The following is a 16,527-nucleotide window of genomic DNA, read 5'->3' as shown; positions in this document are numbered from 1 at the left end:
ATTTTCAATGAAATCGCTAGGTTTTGTTTTTAACAACGCGCCGCACGGTTCGAGCTGCGGCCGTGAAGGGCTGGATGCCGTACTGGCGACATCGGCTTACAGCGAAGATATCAGTGTGTTTTTCATTGGTGATGGTGTATGTCAGTTGCTGAAATCCCAGCAGCCGGAACAGATTCTGTGCCGTGATTACATTGCGACCTTCAAGATGCTGGATTTGTATGATGTCGAGAATATCTATGTCTGCAGCCAGTCACTCAGCGAACGGGGTATTGATGCCAGTGAACTGTTGATTGATACCGAAGTACTGGATCCAGAGGCTATTTCTGCCCGCTTGCACCAGTGCCAGCGCATTCTAAGTTATTGAGGTCGAAGGTTATGCTTCATACTATCACTACCTCACCATTTCAGACCCAGGCCCTGCAGCGTTGTCTACGCTATATAGGCCAGGGTGACGAAATCCTGTTGATTCAGGATGCTGTCATTGCCGGTATTGAAAAAAATGCCTGGGCAGAAACACTAAACAAATCGGGTGTAAAAATTTATTTACTTGAGGCTGATCTGGCTGCAAGAGGTATCGCCGGTAAAATTGATAACTCAATAGAAGTTGTTGATTTTAATGGTTTTGTCTCGCTTACCGTTAAGCACGAAACTCAGATGAAATGGGCCTGAAACCTGCTTCATCCCTGAGGATAGTGCGACATTTTCTTATTGTTTAAGAAATGATCATCTCATTGATCGTTGTATAGATCTTGACACCCATAAGTGCGATGCCTAAAATTTCGCGTCCTCCTGTTGTTGGGAGGCGGATTTTTCACATTTACGAAAGTAATATTTCAGGAGCTATTTAATGGCAACTATTAACCAGCTGGTACGCAAGCCACGTGCTAAGCAAGTTGTAAAAAGCAACGTGCCTGCACTAGAAGCGTGCCCACAGAAGCGTGGTGTATGTACTCGTGTATACACTACTACTCCTAAGAAACCTAACTCAGCACTACGTAAAGTGTGCCGTGTTCGTCTAACTAACGGTTTCGAAGTAACTTCATACATCGGCGGTGAAGGTCACAACCTTCAGGAGCACTCAGTTGTTCTAATCCGTGGTGGTCGTGTTAAAGACCTTCCAGGTGTTCGTTACCACACTGTTCGTGGTGCACTTGACTGTGCAGGCGTTAATGACCGTAAACAAGGTCGTTCTAAGTACGGTGTGAAGCGTCCTAAGTCTTAATGGATTTCCGTTAAGTAAGGCCAAACACTAAATTATTTAAATTTTGAAGAAACTGAAAAGTTTTGGATAACCTGAAGAAGACAACGGAGAATATCCATGCCACGTCGTCGCGTAATCGGTCAGCGTAAGATCCTTCCAGATCCAAAGTTCAAATCTGAATTGCTGGCAAAATTCGTTAACATCCTAATGGTTGACGGTAAAAAATCTACTGCAGAAAAAATCGTTTACACTGCACTAGATGCAATGGCTGAGCGTTCTGGTGAAGAACACCTAGCTATCTTTGAAAAAGCTCTTGAAAACGTTCGTCCAGCGGTAGAGGTTAAATCTCGCCGTGTGGGTGGTTCAACTTACCAGGTGCCTGTAGAAGTACGTCCAGTACGTCGTAACGCACTAGCTATGCGTTGGTTGGTTGAAGCTGCGCGTAAGCGTGGTGAAAAATCTATGGCTCAGCGTCTTGCTGCAGAAATGCTAGACGCGGCTGACAACAAAGGTTCTGCTGTTAAGAAACGTGAAGACGTTCACCGTATGGCAGACGCGAACAAAGCGTTCGCACATTACCGCTGGTAATACCGTCTGGGCGCGACAGGCTAGGCCTGTCGCGCCTAAACCATACTCTAAGGTTAACCTTAGTAAGAGGATACAGCCGTGGCTCGTAAAACGCCTATCGAGCGCTACCGTAACATCGGTATCTGTGCTCACGTTGACGCCGGTAAAACAACGACTACCGAGCGTATTCTGTTTTATACAGGCCTGTCTCACAAAATCGGTGAGGTTCACGACGGCGCTGCTACCATGGACTGGATGGAGCAGGAGCAGGAACGTGGTATCACCATCACTTCTGCTGCAACTACGACATTCTGGCGTGGTATGGAAGCACAGTTTCCAGAGCACCGCATCAACATCATCGACACCCCTGGGCACGTAGACTTCACTATCGAAGTAGAACGTTCTCTGCGTGTTCTTGATGGCGCAGTTGTTGTTTTCTGTGGTTCTTCTGGTGTTGAGCCTCAGTCTGAGACTGTGTGGCGTCAGGCTGATAAATACGAAGTACCTCGTATGGTATTCGTGAACAAGATGGACCGTGCCGGAGCTGACTTCCTGCGCGTAATTGATCAAATCAAGAACCGTCTTGGCGCGAACCCAGTGCCTATTCAGCTGAATATTGGTGCTGAAGATGAATTCAAAGGCGTTGTTGACCTTATCAAGATGAAGGCCATCAACTGGAGTGAAGATGATCAGGGTATGACATTTACCCATGAAGACATTCCAGCTGAAATGGTTGAACTCGCTGAGGAATGGCGTCAGAACCTGGTTGAGTCTGCTGCTGAAGCTTCTGAAGAGCTAATGGATAAGTACCTTGAAGAAGGTGACCTATCTGAAGCAGAGATTAAAGCCGGTCTTCGTCAGCGTACGCTGGCAAACGAGATCGTGCTGGCAACTTGTGGTTCAGCATTTAAGAACAAAGGTGTTCAGGCTGTACTTGATGCAGTTATTGAATTCCTGCCTTCACCAACGGAAGTTAAATCTATTCGTGGTGAAGATGAAAAAGGTAACGAAATTGAGCGCCACTCAAGCGATGAAGAACCATTCTCAGCGCTTGCGTTCAAGATCGCGACCGACCCATTCGTTGGTAGCCTGACCTTCATGCGCGTTTACTCTGGTGTTGTAAATTCCGGTGATACCGTCTACAACTCAGTAAAAGAAAAACGCGAGCGTTTCGGTCGTATCGTACAGATGCACTCGAACAAACGTGAAGAAGTTAAGGAAGTTCGTGCGGGTGATATCGCAGCAGCAATCGGTCTGAAGAATGTGACCACAGGTGATACCTTGTGTGATCAAGACCATCGAGTGATTCTGGAACGTATGGAATTCCCTGAGCCAGTAATCCAGATCGCTGTTGAACCTCGCTCGAAAGCTGACCAGGAAAAAATGGGCATTGCGCTAGGTAAACTAGCTGCAGAAGACCCGTCATTCCGCGTGGAAACTGATGATGAAACCGGCCAGACGCTGATTTCTGGTATGGGTGAACTTCACCTGGACATCATCGTAGACCGTATGAAGCGTGAATTCAGCGTAGATTGTAACGTGGGTAAACCTCAGGTTGCATACCGTGAAACCATTCGTGGTAAAACGGAAGTTGAAGGTAAGTTCGTACGTCAGTCTGGTGGCCGCGGTCAGTATGGTCACGTATGGCTTAAGATTGAGCCGGCGGAGCAAGACGAAGGTTTTGTATTCGTTGATGAAATCGTAGGTGGTGTAGTACCGAAAGAATATATCGGTGCGGTAGCCAAAGGTATCGAAGAGCAGATGAACAATGGTGTTCTGGCCGGTTATCCGGTTCTGGATGTCAAAGCAACTCTGTTTGACGGTTCTTACCATGACGTCGACTCTAACGAGATGGCATTTAAGATCGCAGGTTCAATGGCATTCAAGAAGGGTGCGCTAGAAGCAGACCCAATTATTCTTGAGCCAATGATGAAAGTTGAAGTAACCACACCAGAAGACTGGATGGGTGATGTTGTTGGTGACCTTAACCGTCGCCGCGGCATGATCGAAGGTATGGACGAAGGACCAGCTGGTCTTAAGATCGTTCGTGCTAAGGTACCACTGTCTGAAATGTTCGGTTACGCAACAGATCTACGTTCAGCAACTCAAGGTCGCGCATCTTATTCGATGGAGTTCAGCGAATATGCTGAAGTTCCTAAGAATGTTGCAGATCGAATTATTGCTGAGCGCACTTAATTTGATTATTGCGTCAAGCTTCGTTGACGCATAGAATACAGGCTTCGGACGCGCCCCCGACCTAGTAGGGGGCGTATCTTAACTAGGAAGGAACACGATCGTGTCTAAAGAAAAATTTGAACGTACGAAACCGCACGTTAACGTTGGTACTATCGGCCACGTTGACCACGGTAAAACTACTCTAACTGCAGCTATCTGTACTACTCTGGCTAAAGTTTACGGCGGTGAAGCGAAAGACTTCGCATCTATCGATAACGCTCCAGAAGAGCGTGAGCGTGGTATCACAATCGCTACTTCTCACGTAGAGTACGATACTCCAACTCGCCACTACGCACACGTAGACTGCCCAGGACACGCTGACTATGTTAAAAACATGATCACCGGTGCTGCGCAGATGGACGGTGGTATCCTAGTTGTTGCTGCAACTGATGGCCCAATGCCTCAGACTCGTGAGCACATCCTACTAGGCCGTCAGGTTGGTATCCCTTACATCATCGTATTCATGAACAAGTGTGACATGGTTGATGATGAAGAACTACTAGAGCTAGTAGAAATGGAAGTTCGTGAACTTCTATCTGAGTACGACTTCCCAGGTGACGACTGCCCAGTAATCATGGGTTCTGCTCTTGGCGCTCTAAACGGCGAGAAAGAGTGGGAAGACAAGATTGTTGAACTAGCAGAAGCTCTAGATAACTACATCCCAGAGCCAGAGCGTGCAATCGATCGTCCATTCATCCTACCAATCGAAGACGTATTCTCAATCCAGGGCCGTGGTACAGTTGTAACTGGTCGTGTTGAGCAGGGCGTTATCACTGTAGGTGACGAAGTAGAAATCATCGGTATCAAAGAAACTACCACTACTACTTGTACTGGTGTTGAAATGTTCCGTAAGCTTCTTGACGAAGGCCGTGCTGGTGAGAACGTTGGTGTTCTACTACGTGGTACTAAGCGTGACGAAGTTGAGCGTGGTCAGGTACTTGCTAAGCCAGGTTCTATCACTCCTCACACTAAGTTCGAGTCAGAAGTATACGTTCTGTCTAAAGACGAAGGTGGCCGTCACACGCCATTCTTCAAAGGCTACCGTCCACAGTTCTACTTCCGTACAACTGACGTAACTGGTACTATCGAACTACCAGAAGGCGTAGAAATGGTTATGCCTGGTGACAACATCAAGATGGTTGTTACTCTAATCGCTCCAATCGCGATGGACGAAGGTCTACGCTTCGCTATCCGTGAAGGCGGTCGCACAGTTGGTGCTGGTGTTGTTGCTTCTATCATCGAATAATATTCGCTGATTGTCTAACGACACAAAAAAAGGGAGCTTCGGCTCCCTTTTTTGATCCTGCTATATACTAGGACAGGGTTGAAAGGGGAATGTCTGAGTAATATGTCATGGCTGTCTTGATATTCCTTTATCTAAAGATCTTTCTCAAAGAAATGGCTAAACCATCTAAATGATCCGCTGAATCTGCTGGTAATGAAAACCATTCTTGTTTATATTGCCGTGGTCACAACATAAGATGGATTCACAATGTACGTTTGCCTTTGCCACGCTATTTCAGATAAAAAAATTGCCAAACTAACTGTAGAACACGGGATCACAGATATACGTGGTATTCGACAAGTCACCCCGTTGGGTTCTCAGTGTGGTAAATGCATTCGCACCGCTAAGGAAGTGATCGAGGAAACTGTCACTGCTGCATTTAAGAAAGCCAGCTGACAGAAACACCCACTCAATTTATCCCTACTCTGATTATTTTTCCTACAAAGGGTTGCGCTTCAAAGTGTGATCTGTATAATGCTCGCCACTGCTCGAGACAATAAGCTCTCGTAAGCGCAGTTGTGAACCAATGAGCATTGAGGAAGGGTCGCTTAGCGATCTGTTAATATACACTCTGACTTAAGTTCGCAGTCAATTTAATTGGCTGACAATGTATCCAATTTGGATGCTACGTTCACATAAATCAATCGGCATTCTCTCGTTTTTACGAGTATGAGTGGCGATATTGTTTGTGTAATTTTTATTATTGGAGCTCTGTCTCATGCAGAACCAACGTATTCGTATCCGCCTAAAGGCGTTCGATCACCGTCTGATCGATCAGTCAACTGCGGAAATCGTTGAAACAGCTAAGCGCACTGGCGCGCAGGTTAAGGGTCCAATCCCTCTACCTACTCGTAAAGAGCGTTTCACTGTTCTTATTTCTCCACACGTTAATAAGGACGCACGTGACCAGTACGAAATCCGTACTCACAAGCGCCTTATCGACATCGTTGAGCCAACAGATAAAACTGTTGACGCTCTTATGCGTCTAGACCTAGCTGCTGGCGTTGATGTTCAGATCAGCCTAGGTTAAGGGGAGATAAGAGAATGATTGGTCTAATCGGTCGTAAAGTGGGCATGACCCGCGTATTTACCGAAGATGGCGTTTCTATCCCAGTAACTGTGGTTGAAGTTGAAGCTAACCGCGTTTCTCAGGTTAAATCTGTTGAAACTGACGGCTACAACGCAATCCAGGTAACTACTGGTACTAAGAAAGCTAACCGTGTTTCTAAGTCAGAAGCTGGCCACTTTGCGAAAGCAGGTGTTGAAGCTGGTCGCGGTCTTTGGGAATTCCGTCTAGAGAACAACGAAGAGTTCGCTGTTGGCGCTGAGCTAACTGTTGAGCTGTTCAACGAAGTTAAAAAAGTAGACGTTACTGGTACATCTAAGGGTAAAGGCTTCCAGGGTGGCGTTAAGCGCTGGAACTTCCGTACTCAAGATATGACCCACGGTAACTCCTTGTCTCACCGTGCTCCTGGTTCTATCGGTCAGTGTCAGACTCCAGGTCGCGTATTTAAAGGCAAGAAAATGGCTGGTCACATGGGTGCTGAGCGTGTAACTACTCAGAACCTAGAGATCGTACGTGTTGACGCTGAGCGCAATCTGCTTCTTATCAAAGGTGCAGTACCAGGTGCTACAGGTGGCAACGTGATCGTTAAACCAGCTGTTAAAGCGTAACGTCGAGGAGTTAGTAATGGAATTGGTAGTCAAAGGCGCTGACGCGCTAACTGTCTCCGAAACTACTTTTGGGCGTGAGTTCAATGAAGCGCTTGTACACCAGGTAGTTGTTGCTTACGCAGCAGGTGCTCGTCAAGGTACACGTGCTCAGAAGAACCGTTCTGACGTTTCTGGTGGTGGCGCTAAGCCATGGCGCCAGAAAGGTACAGGCCGCGCTCGTGCAGGTACTATCCGTAGCCCACTATGGCGTACCGGTGGTGTAACTTTCGCTGCTCGTCCACAGGACCACAGCCAGAAAGTTAACAAGAAAATGTACCGTGGTGCTATGAAGAGCATTCTTTCTGAGCTAGTTCGTCAAGAGCGTCTAATCGTTGTTGATAACTTCTCTGTAGAAGCACCTAAAACTAAAGCGCTAGTAGCTAAGCTGAAAGAGCTTGAACTTACTGACGCGCTAATCGTAACTGGCGAACTAGATGAGAATCTATTCCTGGCTGCACGTAACCTATACAAAGTAGACGTTCGTGATGCTAAGGCAATCGACCCAGTTAGCTTGATTGCTTTCGATAAAGTTGTGATGACTGCTGACGCAGTTAAACAAGTTGAGGAGATGCTAGCATGATCACTGAAGAGCGTATTTTAAAAGTTCTACGTGCTCCGCACATCTCTGAAAAAGCGACTATGGCTGCAGAAAACGGTAACACTATCGTATTCAAAGTAGCTATGACAGCGACTAAGAAAGAGATCAAAGCAGCAGTTGAAAAACTGTTCGAGGTTGAAGTTAAGTCTGTAAATACTCTTGTAGCTAAGGGTAAGACCAAACGTCAGGGTATGCGCCAAGGCCGTCGTAGCGACTGGAAAAAAGCGTATGTAATCCTGAAAGAAGGTCAAGACATCGACTTCGCTGGCAGTGCAGAGTAAGGCTAGGAGCAAAGAAGAATGGCTATTGTAAAATGTAAGCCGACTTCCCCAGGTCGTCGCCACGTAGTTAAAGTGGTTAACTCTGACCTGCATAAGGGTAAGCCGTACGCACCACTACTAGAGAAAAAATCTAAGTCTGGTGGTCGTAACAACAACGGTCGTATCACAGTACGTCACATCGGTGGCGGTAACAAGAATGCTTACCGTATCATCGACTTCAAACGTACTAAAGATGGTATCCCAGCGAAAGTTGAGCGTCTTGAATACGATCCAAACCGTAGCGCAAACATTGCTCTAGTTCTGTACGCAGACGGTGAGCGCCGCTACATCATCGCACCTAAAGGTATCCAAGCTGGTGATTCAATCCAGTCTGGCGCAGATGCTGCTATCAAAGTTGGTAACACTCTACCAATGCGCAACATCCCAGTAGGTTCAACTGTACACTGTGTTGAACTTAAGCCTGGTAAAGGTGCTCAGCTGGCTCGTTCAGCTGGTGCATACGCACAGATCGTTGCACGTGCAGGTGCATACGTAACTCTACGTCTACGTTCTGGCGAGATGCGTAAAGTTCTTGCTGAAGGTCGCGCAACTATCGGTGAAGTTGGCAATGCAGAACACATGCTACGTGAACTAGGTAAAGCTGGTGCTTCACGTTGGCGCGGTGTTCGTCCAACAGTACGTGGTGTTGTAATGAACCCAGTAGACCACCCACACGGTGGTGGTGAAGGCCGTACATCTGGTGGTCGTCACCCAGTTACACCTTGGGGTGTTCCTACTAAGGGTTACAAGACTCGTAAGAACAAGCGTACCGACAAGTACATCGTACGTCGTCGTAACAAGTAATTTATATCAGAGGATAAGCCATGCCACGTTCTCTCAAGAAAGGTCCTTTTATTGACCTGCACTTGCTGAAGAAGGTAGAGAAAGCGGTGGAAAGCGGTGACAAGAAGCCTGTTAAGACTTGGTCCCGTCGCTCAATGATCATCCCTCAGATGATCGGTTTGACCATCGCTGTCCATAATGGTCGTCAGCACGTTCCTGTTTTCGTTTCTGAAGAAATGATCGGTCACAAGCTAGGCGAATTTGCACCAACACGCACTTACCGCGGCCACGCTGCGGATAAGAAAGCTAAGAAGCGCTAAGGAGTAGGTAATGGAAGCTATCGCTAAACATCGCTTTGCTCGCATCTCGCCGCAGAAAGCTCGTTTGGTTGCAGATCAACTGCGCGGTAAGCCAGTTGCTCAAGCTCTAGAAATTCTACAGTTCAGCAACAAGAAAGCTGCTGATCTAATCAAGAAAGTTCTAGAGTCAGCTATCGCTAACGCAGAACACAACGAAGGCGCAGATATTGATGATCTATCAGTAGCTAAAATCTTCGTTGACGAAGGTCCTACCATGAAGCGTATTATGCCTCGTGCTAAAGGCCGTGCCGATCGCATCTTGAAGCGTTCTAGCCACATCACTGTTGTTGTAGCAGACCGCTAAGAGACTAGGAGAGAAAGCAATGGGTCAAAAAGTACATCCTAATGGTATTCGTCTTGGCATCGTTAAGCCATGGAATACCACTTGGTTTGCTAACAGCCAAGATTTCGCTGACAACCTAGACGGCGACTTCAAGGTACGTCAGTTCCTTACTAAAGAACTGAAAAAAGCGTCTCTGTCACGCATCGTTATCGAGCGTCCTGCTAAGAGCATCCGTGTAACTATTCACACTGCTCGTCCAGGCGTTGTAATCGGTAAGAAAGGTGAAGACGTAGAAAAACTACGCGCTCGCGTTGCTAAGATCGCTGGTGTTCCAGCTCAGATCAACATCGCTGAAGTACGTAAGCCTGAGCTAGATGGTCAACTAGTTGCAGACAGCATCGCGTCTCAGCTAGAGCGTCGTGTTATGTTCCGTCGCGCTATGAAGCGTGCAGTACAGAACGCTATGCGTCTTGGCGCTAAAGGTATCAAGGTAGAAGTAAGCGGTCGTCTAGGCGGCGCTGAAATCGCACGTTCTGAGTGGTACCGTGAAGGTCGTGTGCCTCTACACACTCTACGTGCTGACATTGATTACGCAACTTCTTCGGCTCACACCCAGTACGGTGTAATCGGCGTTAAAGTTTGGATCTTCAAAGGTGAAGTTCTAGGCGGTATGCCAGTTGCTGAGCCAAAGGCTGACAAGCCTAAGAAGCAGCGCAAAGGCCGTAAATAAGGAGTTTATCGATGCTGCAACCAAAACGCACTAAATTCCGCAAGACTCATAAGGGTCGTAACCGCGGTCTAGCGAAAGGTACTGACGTAAGCTTCGGCACATTTGGTCTTAAAGCAGTTGGCCGTGGCCGCATCACTGCTCGCCAGATCGAAGCAGCTCGTCGTGCTATGACTCGTCATATCAAACGTCAGGGCCAAATCTGGATTCGTATCTTCCCAGACAAACCAATTACATCTAAGCCTCTTGAAGTTCGTCAAGGTAAAGGTAAAGGTAACGTTGAGTACTGGGTAGCACAGATTCAACCAGGTAAAGTTCTGTACGAAATGGATGGTGTTTCTGAAGAACTAGCTCGTGAAGCATTTAACCTTGCTGCACGTAAGCTACCAATCAAGACAACATTCGTAACTAAGGCGGTGATGTGATGAAAGCACAAGATCTGCGCGCTAAAAGCGTTGAAGAACTGAATGCTGAGCTTGTGAACCTGCTACGTGAACAGTTCAACCTGCGCATGCAGGCTGCTACTGGTCAGCTACAGCAGACTCACACTCTGAAAGCTGTACGTCGCGATATCGCACGTGTTAAAACTGTTCTGACTGAGAAGGCTGGCGCATAATGAGCGAAAAAATTCGTACTCAGCTTGGTCGTGTAGTTAGCGACAAAGGCGATAAGTCTATTGTTGTTGCTATCGAGCGTAAGGTGAAACACCCAATCTACGGTAAGTACATCACTCGCACGACTAAACTTCACGCACACGACGAGAACAACGAGTGTGGCCTAGGCGATACAGTTGAAATTCGTGAGTGCCGTCCAATGTCTAAGACTAAGTCTTGGACTCTGGTACGTGTAGTTGAAAAAGCTCGCATCTAAGCGAACTTAACAACGATATAATAGAGCGGCCCCGGAAAAATTTTGGGGCCGTTTATTTTTTGTCTACCCAACGGTCGAAAAGAGTGTTATCATTCGCCGCCTTTGAAGAAAAGGCAAATCGACTCGTGATGGGTCTAGATGTTTAAAATTAGCGGAGCACTAACATGATCCAAATGCAAAGTATGCTTGACGCAGCGGATAACTCCGGCGCTCGTAGCGTAATGTGTATTAAGGTTCTGGGTGGTTCACACCGTCGCTATGCACATATCGGTGATGTCATCAAAGTTACTGTTAAGGAAGCAATTCCTCGCGGTAAAGTTAAGAAAGGTGACGTTCTGAAAGCGGTGGTTGTGCGCACTCGTAAAGGCGTACGTCGTCCAGACGGCTCTGTCATTCGCTTTGACCGTAACGCTTGCGTATTGTTGAACGACAACACTGAGCAACCAATCGGTACTCGTATCTTCGGCCCTGTGACTCGTGAACTTCGTGGCGATAAGTTTATGAAGATCGTTTCACTAGCGCCTGAAGTACTGTAAGGAGCGACTAAAATGGCAGCTAAAATCCGTCGTAACGACGAAGTTATCGTTCTTGCTGGTAAAGATAAAGGCAAGAAAGGTAAAGTATCTAAGGTTCTAGCAACCGGTAAAGTAATCGTTGAAGGTATCAACCTTGTTAAGAAGCACCAGAAGCCAGTACCGGCTATGGGCATCCAAGGTGGCATCGTTGAGAAAGAAGCTGCAATTGACGCTTCTAACGTTGCAATCGTTAACGGTGAAGGTAAAGCGGACCGTGTAGGCTTCCGATTTGAAGACGGCAAAAAAGTTCGTTTCTTCAAGTCGACTGGCGAAACTATTAAGTAATTTTGGAGTAGTACTATGGCGAAACTGCATGATTACTACAAAGAGACTATTGTAAAAGAACTTTCTGAAAAGTTTGAATACAAGAGCATCATGCAAGTCCCAAGGATCGAGAAAATCACACTTAACATGGGTGTGGGTGACGCGATCAACGACAAGAAGCTTCTTGAGAACGCAGCTGCTGACATGACTGCTATTGCAGGTCAGAAGCCGCTAATCACTAAAGCTCGTAAGTCTGTTGCTGGCTTTAAGATCCGTGAGGGCTACCCTATTGGCTGTAAAGTAACTCTACGTGGCGAACGTATGTGGGACTTTTTCGAGCGTCTAATCTCTATTGCTGTACCTCGTATCCGTGATTTCCGTGGTCTAAACCCGAAATCATTCGACGGTCGTGGTAACTACAGCATGGGCGTTCGTGAGCAGATTATCTTCCCAGAAATCGATTACGATAAAGTAGATCGTGTACGTGGTCTTGACATCACTATCACTACTACTGCGAATTCTGATGAAGAAGCTTGTGCTCTGCTATCTGCTTTTAACTTCCCATTCCGTAAGTAAAAGTAAGGGTTACTAATGGCTAAAGAATCAATGAAGGCACGCGAAGCTAAACGTGCCAAGCTAGTAGCTAAGTACGCTGAGAAGCGTGCAGCGCTTAAAGCTCTAATTAGCGACGTGAATGCGTCTGAAGAAGACCGCTGGAATGCAGTGCTTAAACTTCAGTCACTACCACGTGATTCTGCGAAGTCTCGTCAGCGTAACCGCTGTAACCAGACTGGACGTCCACACGGCTACCTACGTAAGTTTGGTCTATGCCGTATCAAGGTTCGTGAAGCTTGCATGAAAGGCGAGATTCCGGGTCTGCGTAAAGCTAGCTGGTAATTTTTTACCAATTAAGAATCACGGAGTAATTGACTTATGAGCATGCAAGATCCGATTTCGGATATGCTGACCCGCATTCGTAACGGTCAGGCAGCGAAAAAAGTTGCTGTTAAAATGCCATCTTCTAAGCTAAAAGTTGCAATCGCTGCACTGCTTAAAGAAGAAGGTTACGTGGCTGACTACACTGTATCTGGTGAAGTTAAGCCTGAGCTAGAAGTTACTCTTAAGTACTTCGAAGCTAACCCAGTTATCGAGCAAATCCAACGTGTATCACGTCCAGGTCTGCGCATCTACAAGAAAAAAGATGCTCTACCATCAGTGATGGGCGGTCTGGGTATTGCTGTTGTATCCACTTCCAAGGGTCTTATGACCGACCGCGCTGCTCGCAAAGCGGGTCTTGGCGGTGAGATTATCTGCTACGTAGCATAATAGGAGTAGGAAATGTCTCGTGTTGCAAAAGCACCTGTAGTTATTCCTGCCGGCGTAGAAGTTAAACTTAACGGTCAGGAAATCACTGTTAAAGGTGGTAAAGGCGAACTAGTTCGCGTTATCAACGAAGCAGTAGTTCTTTCCCAGGAAGAGAACGCAATCACTTTCGGTCCTCGCGAAGGTTTCGAAAAAGCTTGGGCACAAGCAGGTACTGCTCGTGCACTAGTTAACAATATGGTTGTTGGTGTTACTGAAGGCTACACTAAGAAGCTAGTTCTTAAGGGTGTAGGTTACCGTGCTGCTATCAAAGGCAACGCTGTAGCACTTACTCTGGGCTTCTCGCACCCAGTTGAGCACGAACTGCCAGCAGGTATCAAAGCTGAATGTCCTTCACAAACTGAAATCGTACTAACTGGTACTGATAAGCAGCTTGTGGGTCAGGTTGCTGCTGATATTCGCGCTTACCGTCGCCCTGAGCCTTACAAAGGTAAAGGTGTTCGTTACGCAGACGAAGTTGTGCGTACTAAAGAAGCTAAGAAGAAGTAAGGTAACACTATGGATAAGAAAGCATCTCGTATCCGTCGTGCGACCCGTGCACGTCGTAAGATTGCTGAACTGGGTGCAACTCGCCTAGTTGTACACCGTACTCCACGTCACGTGTACGCTCAGGTTATCGCACCAAACGGTTCTGTAGTAATCGCAGCCGCTTCTACTGTAGAAAAAGCGATCCGTGAGCAAGTTAAGAGCACCGGTAACAAAGACGCTGCTGCAGTTGTAGGTAAAGCTATTGCTGAGCGCGCGATTGAAAAAGGCATCTCTAACGTTGCATTCGATCGTTCTGGTTTCCAATACCACGGCCGTGTAGCTGCACTAGCAGAAGCTGCTCGTGAAGCTGGTCTGAAATTCTAAGGTAGGCGGAAGATGGCTAACGAAAAAACTCAATCAGATTTGCATGAAAAGCTGATCGCTGTTAACCGTGTATCTAAGACGGTTAAAGGTGGTCGTATTTTCAGCTTTACTGCACTAACTGTAGTTGGTGACGGTAACGGTCGCGTTGGTTTCGGTTACGGTAAGGCACGTGAAGTTCCTGCTGCGATCCAGAAAGCGATGGAAAAAGCACGTCGTAACATGGTTACTGTTGCACTAAACGAAGGTACTCTTCACCACGCTGTTAAAGGCCGTCACACTGGTTCTAAAGTGTACATGCAGCCTGCATCAGAAGGTACTGGTATCATCGCCGGTGGTGCAATGCGTGCAGTTCTAGAAGTTGCGGGCGTTCGCAACGTTCTAGCAAAAGCATACGGCTCTACAAACCCAATCAACATCGTTCGCGCGACTATTGACGGTTTGAGTGGCATGAACTCTCCAGAAATGATCGCTGCGAAGCGTGGTCTTTCTGTTAAAGAAATTCTGGAGTAATCGACATGGCAAAGACTATTAAAGTAACGCAGACCAAGAGCTCAATCGGTCGTCTGCCGAAGCACAAAGCTACTTTGCGTGGCCTAGGCCTTCGTCGCATCAACCACACTGTAGAACTTGAAGATACACCGTGCGTACGCGGTATGATCAACAAGGTTATCTACATGGTTAAAGTTGAGGAGTAATCAGAATGCGTTTGAATACTCTATCTCCGGCTGCTGGTTCTAAGCCTTCTTCGAAGCGCGTAGGCCGTGGTATCGGTTCAGGTCTGGGTAAAACTTGTGGCCGTGGTCACAAAGGTCAGAAATCACGTTCAGGTGGTTCTGTACGTCCAGGCTTCGAAGGCGGTCAAATGCCTTTGAAACAGCGTCTACCAAAATTCGGTTTTACTTCTCGTAAGAGCCTGGTAACAGCTGAAGTTCGTCTAGCTGAGCTAGCGAAAGTTGAAGGTGACGTAGTAAGCCTAGAAACTCTGAAGGCTGCGAACATTATCACTAAGAACATCGAGTTCGCGAAAGTTGTACTTTCTGGTGAAATCGCTCGCGCTGTAACAGTTAAAGGCCTACGCGTGACTAAAGGCGCAAAAGCTGCTATCGAAGCTGCAGGCGGTAAAATCGAGGAATAATTAACTCGAGGATGAGGTACAGATGGCTAAACAACCAGGACAAGATTTTCGTAGTGCACAAGGTGGCCTAGCAGAGCTTAAGACTCGCCTGCTATTTCTAATAGGTGCTATCTTAATTTTCCGCGCAGGCTCTTTTGTGCCTATTCCTGGTATTGACGCTGCTGTACTTGCCGATCTGTTCGAACAGCAAAAGGGCACCGTCATTGAACTGTTTAACATGTTCTCTGGTGGTGCACTTGAGCGTGCTTCCATCTTGGCGCTGGGTATCATGCCGTACATTTCGGCATCGATCATTGTCCAGCTGCTGACGGTTGTTCATCCGGCGTTAGCTGAGTTGAAAAAGGAAGGGGAGTCTGGCCGTCGTAAGATCAGCCAGTATACCCGCTACGGCACGCTTGTTTTGGCAACCTTCCAAGCAATTGGTATTGCAACGGGGTTACCTAGTATGATCCCAGGCCTGGTTGTAAATCCGGGTCTAGGATTTTACTTTGTCGCGGTTGTTAGTTTGGTTACCGGTACCATGTTCCTAATGTGGTTGGGTGAACAAATTACTGAGCGAGGCATTGGTAACGGTATATCGATGATTATCTTCACCGGTATCGTTGCTGGTTTGCCACCGGCTATTGGACAGACCGTAGAGCAGGCACGTCAAGGTGAATTGCACGTACTTCTTCTACTGTTAATTGCAGTTATTTCTTTCGCTGTAATTTACTTCGTAGTGTTCGTAGAGCGTGGTCAGCGTCGTATCGTCGTTAACTATGCGAAGCGTCAGCAAGGCCGTCGTGTCTTTGCTGCACAGAGCACTCACCTGCCGTTGAAACTCAACATGGCAGGCGTTATTCCAGCGATTTTTGCATCAAGCATTATTCTGTTCCCGGGTACACTGGCTCAGTGGTTCGGTCAGAATGAAAACCTAGGCTGGCTAAGTGATATTTCACTGGCGCTAAGCCCAGGTCAGCCACTTTATGTGATGCTTTATGCTGCTGCGATTATTTTCTTCTGTTTCTTCTATACCGCGTTGGTGTTCAACCCTCGCGAGACAGCTGATAACCTGAAGAAGTCTGGTGCGTTCGTACCTGGTATTCGCCCGGGTGAGCAGACTGCAAAATACATAGATAAAGTGATGACTCGTCTGACATTGGCAGGCGCTCTATACATTACCTTTATCTGTCTGATCCCCGAGTTTATGATGATTGCATGGAATGTCCGCTTTTACTTTGGCGGTACATCACTACTTATCGTAGTTGTAGTTATCATGGACTTCATGGCTCAAGTTCAGACACACTTGATGTCTCAACAATATGAGTCTGTTTTGAAAAAGGCTAATCTTAAAGGCCACGGCCGTTAAGACTGGTTATCCATTTACGGAGTTTAGCA

Annotated in this window: 29 protein-coding genes; all 29 read left to right on the top strand. The window is 47.0% G+C overall.

Features of this window, described 5'->3' with window-relative positions; all coding sequences use genetic code 11:
- The first annotated feature begins 7 nt into the window (after positions 1 to 7).
- The 29 genes from tusC (at position 8) to secY (ending at position 16,498) form a co-directional block, all read left to right on the top strand.
- Positions 8 to 364 (top strand): sulfurtransferase complex subunit TusC, encoded by a 357-nt coding sequence (gene tusC, locus AACQ93_RS15665; protein WP_007469227.1) that lies wholly within the window; start codon positions 8 to 10, stop codon positions 362 to 364.
- 11 nt (positions 365 to 375) lie between these two features.
- Positions 376 to 669 carry a sulfurtransferase complex subunit TusB gene (gene tusB / locus AACQ93_RS15660; protein ID WP_064606087.1) on the top strand — a complete coding sequence of 98 codons (294 nt, stop codon included), beginning with the start codon at positions 376 to 378 and terminating at the stop codon, positions 667 to 669.
- A gap of 178 nt (positions 670 to 847) precedes the next feature.
- Positions 848 to 1,222: a 30S ribosomal protein S12 gene (gene rpsL / locus AACQ93_RS15655; protein ID WP_004399892.1), complete on the top strand. Its 375-nt coding sequence runs from the start codon at positions 848 to 850 to the stop codon at positions 1,220 to 1,222.
- Positions 1,223 to 1,318: 96 nt separating this feature from the next.
- Positions 1,319 to 1,789 (top strand): 30S ribosomal protein S7, encoded by a 471-nt coding sequence (gene rpsG, locus AACQ93_RS15650; RefSeq protein WP_007469171.1) that lies wholly within the window; start codon positions 1,319 to 1,321, stop codon positions 1,787 to 1,789.
- A 78-nt stretch (positions 1,790 to 1,867) separates the two neighbouring features.
- The gene (gene fusA, locus AACQ93_RS15645) at positions 1,868 to 3,964 is read left to right on the top strand and encodes an elongation factor G (protein ID WP_007469170.1); all 2,097 of its coding nucleotides are present in this window, start codon (positions 1,868 to 1,870) and stop codon (positions 3,962 to 3,964) included.
- Between the two features lie 100 nt (positions 3,965 to 4,064).
- Positions 4,065 to 5,249, top strand: coding sequence for an elongation factor Tu (gene tuf / locus AACQ93_RS15640; RefSeq protein ID WP_064601594.1), 1,185 nt, complete (start codon positions 4,065 to 4,067; stop codon positions 5,247 to 5,249).
- 246 nt (positions 5,250 to 5,495) lie between these two features.
- On the top strand, positions 5,496 to 5,684 hold the full coding sequence (locus tag AACQ93_RS15635; RefSeq protein ID WP_007469153.1) for a (2Fe-2S)-binding protein: 189 nt from the start codon (positions 5,496 to 5,498) through the stop codon (positions 5,682 to 5,684).
- Between the two features lie 322 nt (positions 5,685 to 6,006).
- Entirely contained in the window at positions 6,007 to 6,318 is a 312-nt protein-coding gene (gene rpsJ / locus AACQ93_RS15630) for a 30S ribosomal protein S10 (protein ID WP_002541412.1), read from the top strand.
- A gap of 14 nt (positions 6,319 to 6,332) precedes the next feature.
- Positions 6,333 to 6,962 (top strand): 50S ribosomal protein L3, encoded by a 630-nt coding sequence (gene rplC / locus AACQ93_RS15625; RefSeq protein WP_007469148.1) that lies wholly within the window; start codon positions 6,333 to 6,335, stop codon positions 6,960 to 6,962.
- Positions 6,963 to 6,978: 16 nt separating this feature from the next.
- Complete coding sequence (rplD, locus tag AACQ93_RS15620; protein WP_007469147.1) at positions 6,979 to 7,581, top strand: 50S ribosomal protein L4; 603 nt, start codon at positions 6,979 to 6,981, stop codon at positions 7,579 to 7,581.
- Complete coding sequence (rplW, locus tag AACQ93_RS15615) at positions 7,578 to 7,880, top strand: 50S ribosomal protein L23 (protein ID WP_007469145.1); 303 nt, start codon at positions 7,578 to 7,580, stop codon at positions 7,878 to 7,880. The genes rplD and rplW overlap by 4 nt, the downstream gene beginning before the upstream one ends.
- Before the next feature lie 18 nt (positions 7,881 to 7,898).
- On the top strand, positions 7,899 to 8,723 hold the full coding sequence (gene rplB / locus AACQ93_RS15610) for a 50S ribosomal protein L2 (protein WP_007469143.1): 825 nt from the start codon (positions 7,899 to 7,901) through the stop codon (positions 8,721 to 8,723).
- A gap of 20 nt (positions 8,724 to 8,743) precedes the next feature.
- Positions 8,744 to 9,022: a 30S ribosomal protein S19 gene (gene rpsS, locus AACQ93_RS15605; protein ID WP_007469141.1), complete on the top strand. Its 279-nt coding sequence runs from the start codon at positions 8,744 to 8,746 to the stop codon at positions 9,020 to 9,022.
- A gap of 10 nt (positions 9,023 to 9,032) precedes the next feature.
- On the top strand, positions 9,033 to 9,365 hold the full coding sequence (gene rplV, locus AACQ93_RS15600) for a 50S ribosomal protein L22 (RefSeq protein WP_007469139.1): 333 nt from the start codon (positions 9,033 to 9,035) through the stop codon (positions 9,363 to 9,365).
- 19 nt (positions 9,366 to 9,384) lie between these two features.
- Entirely contained in the window at positions 9,385 to 10,074 is a 690-nt protein-coding gene (rpsC, locus tag AACQ93_RS15595) for a 30S ribosomal protein S3 (protein ID WP_007469137.1), read from the top strand.
- A gap of 11 nt (positions 10,075 to 10,085) precedes the next feature.
- Positions 10,086 to 10,496 carry a 50S ribosomal protein L16 gene (rplP, locus tag AACQ93_RS15590; protein ID WP_007469136.1) on the top strand — a complete coding sequence of 137 codons (411 nt, stop codon included), beginning with the start codon at positions 10,086 to 10,088 and terminating at the stop codon, positions 10,494 to 10,496.
- Positions 10,496 to 10,687, top strand: coding sequence for a 50S ribosomal protein L29 (gene rpmC, locus AACQ93_RS15585; protein WP_064606085.1), 192 nt, complete (start codon positions 10,496 to 10,498; stop codon positions 10,685 to 10,687). Before rplP ends, rpmC begins: the two co-directional genes overlap by 1 nt.
- Complete coding sequence (gene rpsQ / locus AACQ93_RS15580) at positions 10,687 to 10,941, top strand: 30S ribosomal protein S17 (protein WP_007469132.1); 255 nt, start codon at positions 10,687 to 10,689, stop codon at positions 10,939 to 10,941. Before rpmC ends, rpsQ begins: the two co-directional genes overlap by 1 nt.
- A gap of 164 nt (positions 10,942 to 11,105) precedes the next feature.
- Positions 11,106 to 11,477, top strand: a complete 372-nt coding sequence (gene rplN, locus AACQ93_RS15575) for a 50S ribosomal protein L14 (RefSeq protein ID WP_004410450.1) — start codon at positions 11,106 to 11,108, stop codon at positions 11,475 to 11,477.
- A gap of 12 nt (positions 11,478 to 11,489) precedes the next feature.
- A complete protein-coding gene (gene rplX, locus AACQ93_RS15570) occupies positions 11,490 to 11,801 on the top strand; it encodes a 50S ribosomal protein L24 (protein WP_007469115.1) in 312 nt (103 codons plus the stop codon).
- A gap of 15 nt (positions 11,802 to 11,816) precedes the next feature.
- Complete coding sequence (gene rplE / locus AACQ93_RS15565; RefSeq protein WP_007469114.1) at positions 11,817 to 12,356, top strand: 50S ribosomal protein L5; 540 nt, start codon at positions 11,817 to 11,819, stop codon at positions 12,354 to 12,356.
- A gap of 15 nt (positions 12,357 to 12,371) precedes the next feature.
- Positions 12,372 to 12,677, top strand: coding sequence for a 30S ribosomal protein S14 (gene rpsN, locus AACQ93_RS15560; protein ID WP_007469112.1), 306 nt, complete (start codon positions 12,372 to 12,374; stop codon positions 12,675 to 12,677).
- Between the two features lie 36 nt (positions 12,678 to 12,713).
- A complete protein-coding gene (gene rpsH / locus AACQ93_RS15555; protein ID WP_064606082.1) occupies positions 12,714 to 13,106 on the top strand; it encodes a 30S ribosomal protein S8 in 393 nt (130 codons plus the stop codon).
- A gap of 12 nt (positions 13,107 to 13,118) precedes the next feature.
- Positions 13,119 to 13,652 (top strand): 50S ribosomal protein L6, encoded by a 534-nt coding sequence (rplF, locus tag AACQ93_RS15550; protein ID WP_007469108.1) that lies wholly within the window; start codon positions 13,119 to 13,121, stop codon positions 13,650 to 13,652.
- Between the two features lie 9 nt (positions 13,653 to 13,661).
- Positions 13,662 to 14,015, top strand: a complete 354-nt coding sequence (gene rplR, locus AACQ93_RS15545) for a 50S ribosomal protein L18 (protein WP_064606080.1) — start codon at positions 13,662 to 13,664, stop codon at positions 14,013 to 14,015.
- 12 nt (positions 14,016 to 14,027) lie between these two features.
- Positions 14,028 to 14,525 carry a 30S ribosomal protein S5 gene (rpsE, locus tag AACQ93_RS15540; RefSeq protein WP_047885215.1) on the top strand — a complete coding sequence of 166 codons (498 nt, stop codon included), beginning with the start codon at positions 14,028 to 14,030 and terminating at the stop codon, positions 14,523 to 14,525.
- A gap of 5 nt (positions 14,526 to 14,530) precedes the next feature.
- Positions 14,531 to 14,710 carry a 50S ribosomal protein L30 gene (gene rpmD, locus AACQ93_RS15535; protein WP_007469101.1) on the top strand — a complete coding sequence of 60 codons (180 nt, stop codon included), beginning with the start codon at positions 14,531 to 14,533 and terminating at the stop codon, positions 14,708 to 14,710.
- Between the two features lie 5 nt (positions 14,711 to 14,715).
- Positions 14,716 to 15,150, top strand: a complete 435-nt coding sequence (gene rplO, locus AACQ93_RS15530) for a 50S ribosomal protein L15 (RefSeq protein ID WP_007469099.1) — start codon at positions 14,716 to 14,718, stop codon at positions 15,148 to 15,150.
- A 22-nt stretch (positions 15,151 to 15,172) separates the two neighbouring features.
- The gene (gene secY / locus AACQ93_RS15525) at positions 15,173 to 16,498 is read left to right on the top strand and encodes a preprotein translocase subunit SecY (protein ID WP_007469097.1); all 1,326 of its coding nucleotides are present in this window, start codon (positions 15,173 to 15,175) and stop codon (positions 16,496 to 16,498) included.
- The last annotated feature ends 29 nt before the right edge of the window (positions 16,499 to 16,527 follow it).

This window comes from Photobacterium sp. J15, from assembly GCF_963870815.1.
GTDB classification, from domain to species: domain Bacteria; phylum Pseudomonadota; class Gammaproteobacteria; order Enterobacterales; family Vibrionaceae; genus Photobacterium; species Photobacterium marinum.
Note: the sequence above shows the minus strand (reverse complement) of the source record. Positions and strands in the feature narration are given on the sequence as shown.

Coding starts and splice junctions, on each gene's coding strand:
- rplO (WP_007469099.1), top strand. CDS start 14,716: ATGCGTTTGAATACTCTATCTCCGGCTGCTGGTTCTAAGCCTTCTTCG.
- rpsC (WP_007469137.1), top strand. CDS start 9,385: ATGGGTCAAAAAGTACATCCTAATGGTATTCGTCTTGGCATCGTTAAG.
- rpsE (WP_047885215.1), top strand. CDS start 14,028: ATGGCTAACGAAAAAACTCAATCAGATTTGCATGAAAAGCTGATCGCT.
- rplV (WP_007469139.1), top strand. CDS start 9,033: ATGGAAGCTATCGCTAAACATCGCTTTGCTCGCATCTCGCCGCAGAAA.
- rpsN (WP_007469112.1), top strand. CDS start 12,372: ATGGCTAAAGAATCAATGAAGGCACGCGAAGCTAAACGTGCCAAGCTA.
- rpsS (WP_007469141.1), top strand. CDS start 8,744: ATGCCACGTTCTCTCAAGAAAGGTCCTTTTATTGACCTGCACTTGCTG.
- rplX (WP_007469115.1), top strand. CDS start 11,490: ATGGCAGCTAAAATCCGTCGTAACGACGAAGTTATCGTTCTTGCTGGT.
- rpsG (WP_007469171.1), top strand. CDS start 1,319: ATGCCACGTCGTCGCGTAATCGGTCAGCGTAAGATCCTTCCAGATCCA.
- rplF (WP_007469108.1), top strand. CDS start 13,119: ATGTCTCGTGTTGCAAAAGCACCTGTAGTTATTCCTGCCGGCGTAGAA.
- secY (WP_007469097.1), top strand. CDS start 15,173: ATGGCTAAACAACCAGGACAAGATTTTCGTAGTGCACAAGGTGGCCTA.
- rplE (WP_007469114.1), top strand. CDS start 11,817: ATGGCGAAACTGCATGATTACTACAAAGAGACTATTGTAAAAGAACTT.
- AACQ93_RS15635 (WP_007469153.1), top strand. CDS start 5,496: ATGTACGTTTGCCTTTGCCACGCTATTTCAGATAAAAAAATTGCCAAA.
- rplN (WP_004410450.1), top strand. CDS start 11,106: ATGATCCAAATGCAAAGTATGCTTGACGCAGCGGATAACTCCGGCGCT.
- rpsH (WP_064606082.1), top strand. CDS start 12,714: ATGAGCATGCAAGATCCGATTTCGGATATGCTGACCCGCATTCGTAAC.
- tusB (WP_064606087.1), top strand. CDS start 376: ATGCTTCATACTATCACTACCTCACCATTTCAGACCCAGGCCCTGCAG.
- rpsQ (WP_007469132.1), top strand. CDS start 10,687: ATGAGCGAAAAAATTCGTACTCAGCTTGGTCGTGTAGTTAGCGACAAA.
- tusC (WP_007469227.1), top strand. CDS start 8: ATGAAATCGCTAGGTTTTGTTTTTAACAACGCGCCGCACGGTTCGAGC.
- rpsL (WP_004399892.1), top strand. CDS start 848: ATGGCAACTATTAACCAGCTGGTACGCAAGCCACGTGCTAAGCAAGTT.
- rplB (WP_007469143.1), top strand. CDS start 7,899: ATGGCTATTGTAAAATGTAAGCCGACTTCCCCAGGTCGTCGCCACGTA.
- rpmD (WP_007469101.1), top strand. CDS start 14,531: ATGGCAAAGACTATTAAAGTAACGCAGACCAAGAGCTCAATCGGTCGT.
- rpmC (WP_064606085.1), top strand. CDS start 10,496: ATGAAAGCACAAGATCTGCGCGCTAAAAGCGTTGAAGAACTGAATGCT.
- rpsJ (WP_002541412.1), top strand. CDS start 6,007: ATGCAGAACCAACGTATTCGTATCCGCCTAAAGGCGTTCGATCACCGT.
- rplR (WP_064606080.1), top strand. CDS start 13,662: ATGGATAAGAAAGCATCTCGTATCCGTCGTGCGACCCGTGCACGTCGT.
- rplP (WP_007469136.1), top strand. CDS start 10,086: ATGCTGCAACCAAAACGCACTAAATTCCGCAAGACTCATAAGGGTCGT.
- rplD (WP_007469147.1), top strand. CDS start 6,979: ATGGAATTGGTAGTCAAAGGCGCTGACGCGCTAACTGTCTCCGAAACT.
- rplC (WP_007469148.1), top strand. CDS start 6,333: ATGATTGGTCTAATCGGTCGTAAAGTGGGCATGACCCGCGTATTTACC.
- rplW (WP_007469145.1), top strand. CDS start 7,578: ATGATCACTGAAGAGCGTATTTTAAAAGTTCTACGTGCTCCGCACATC.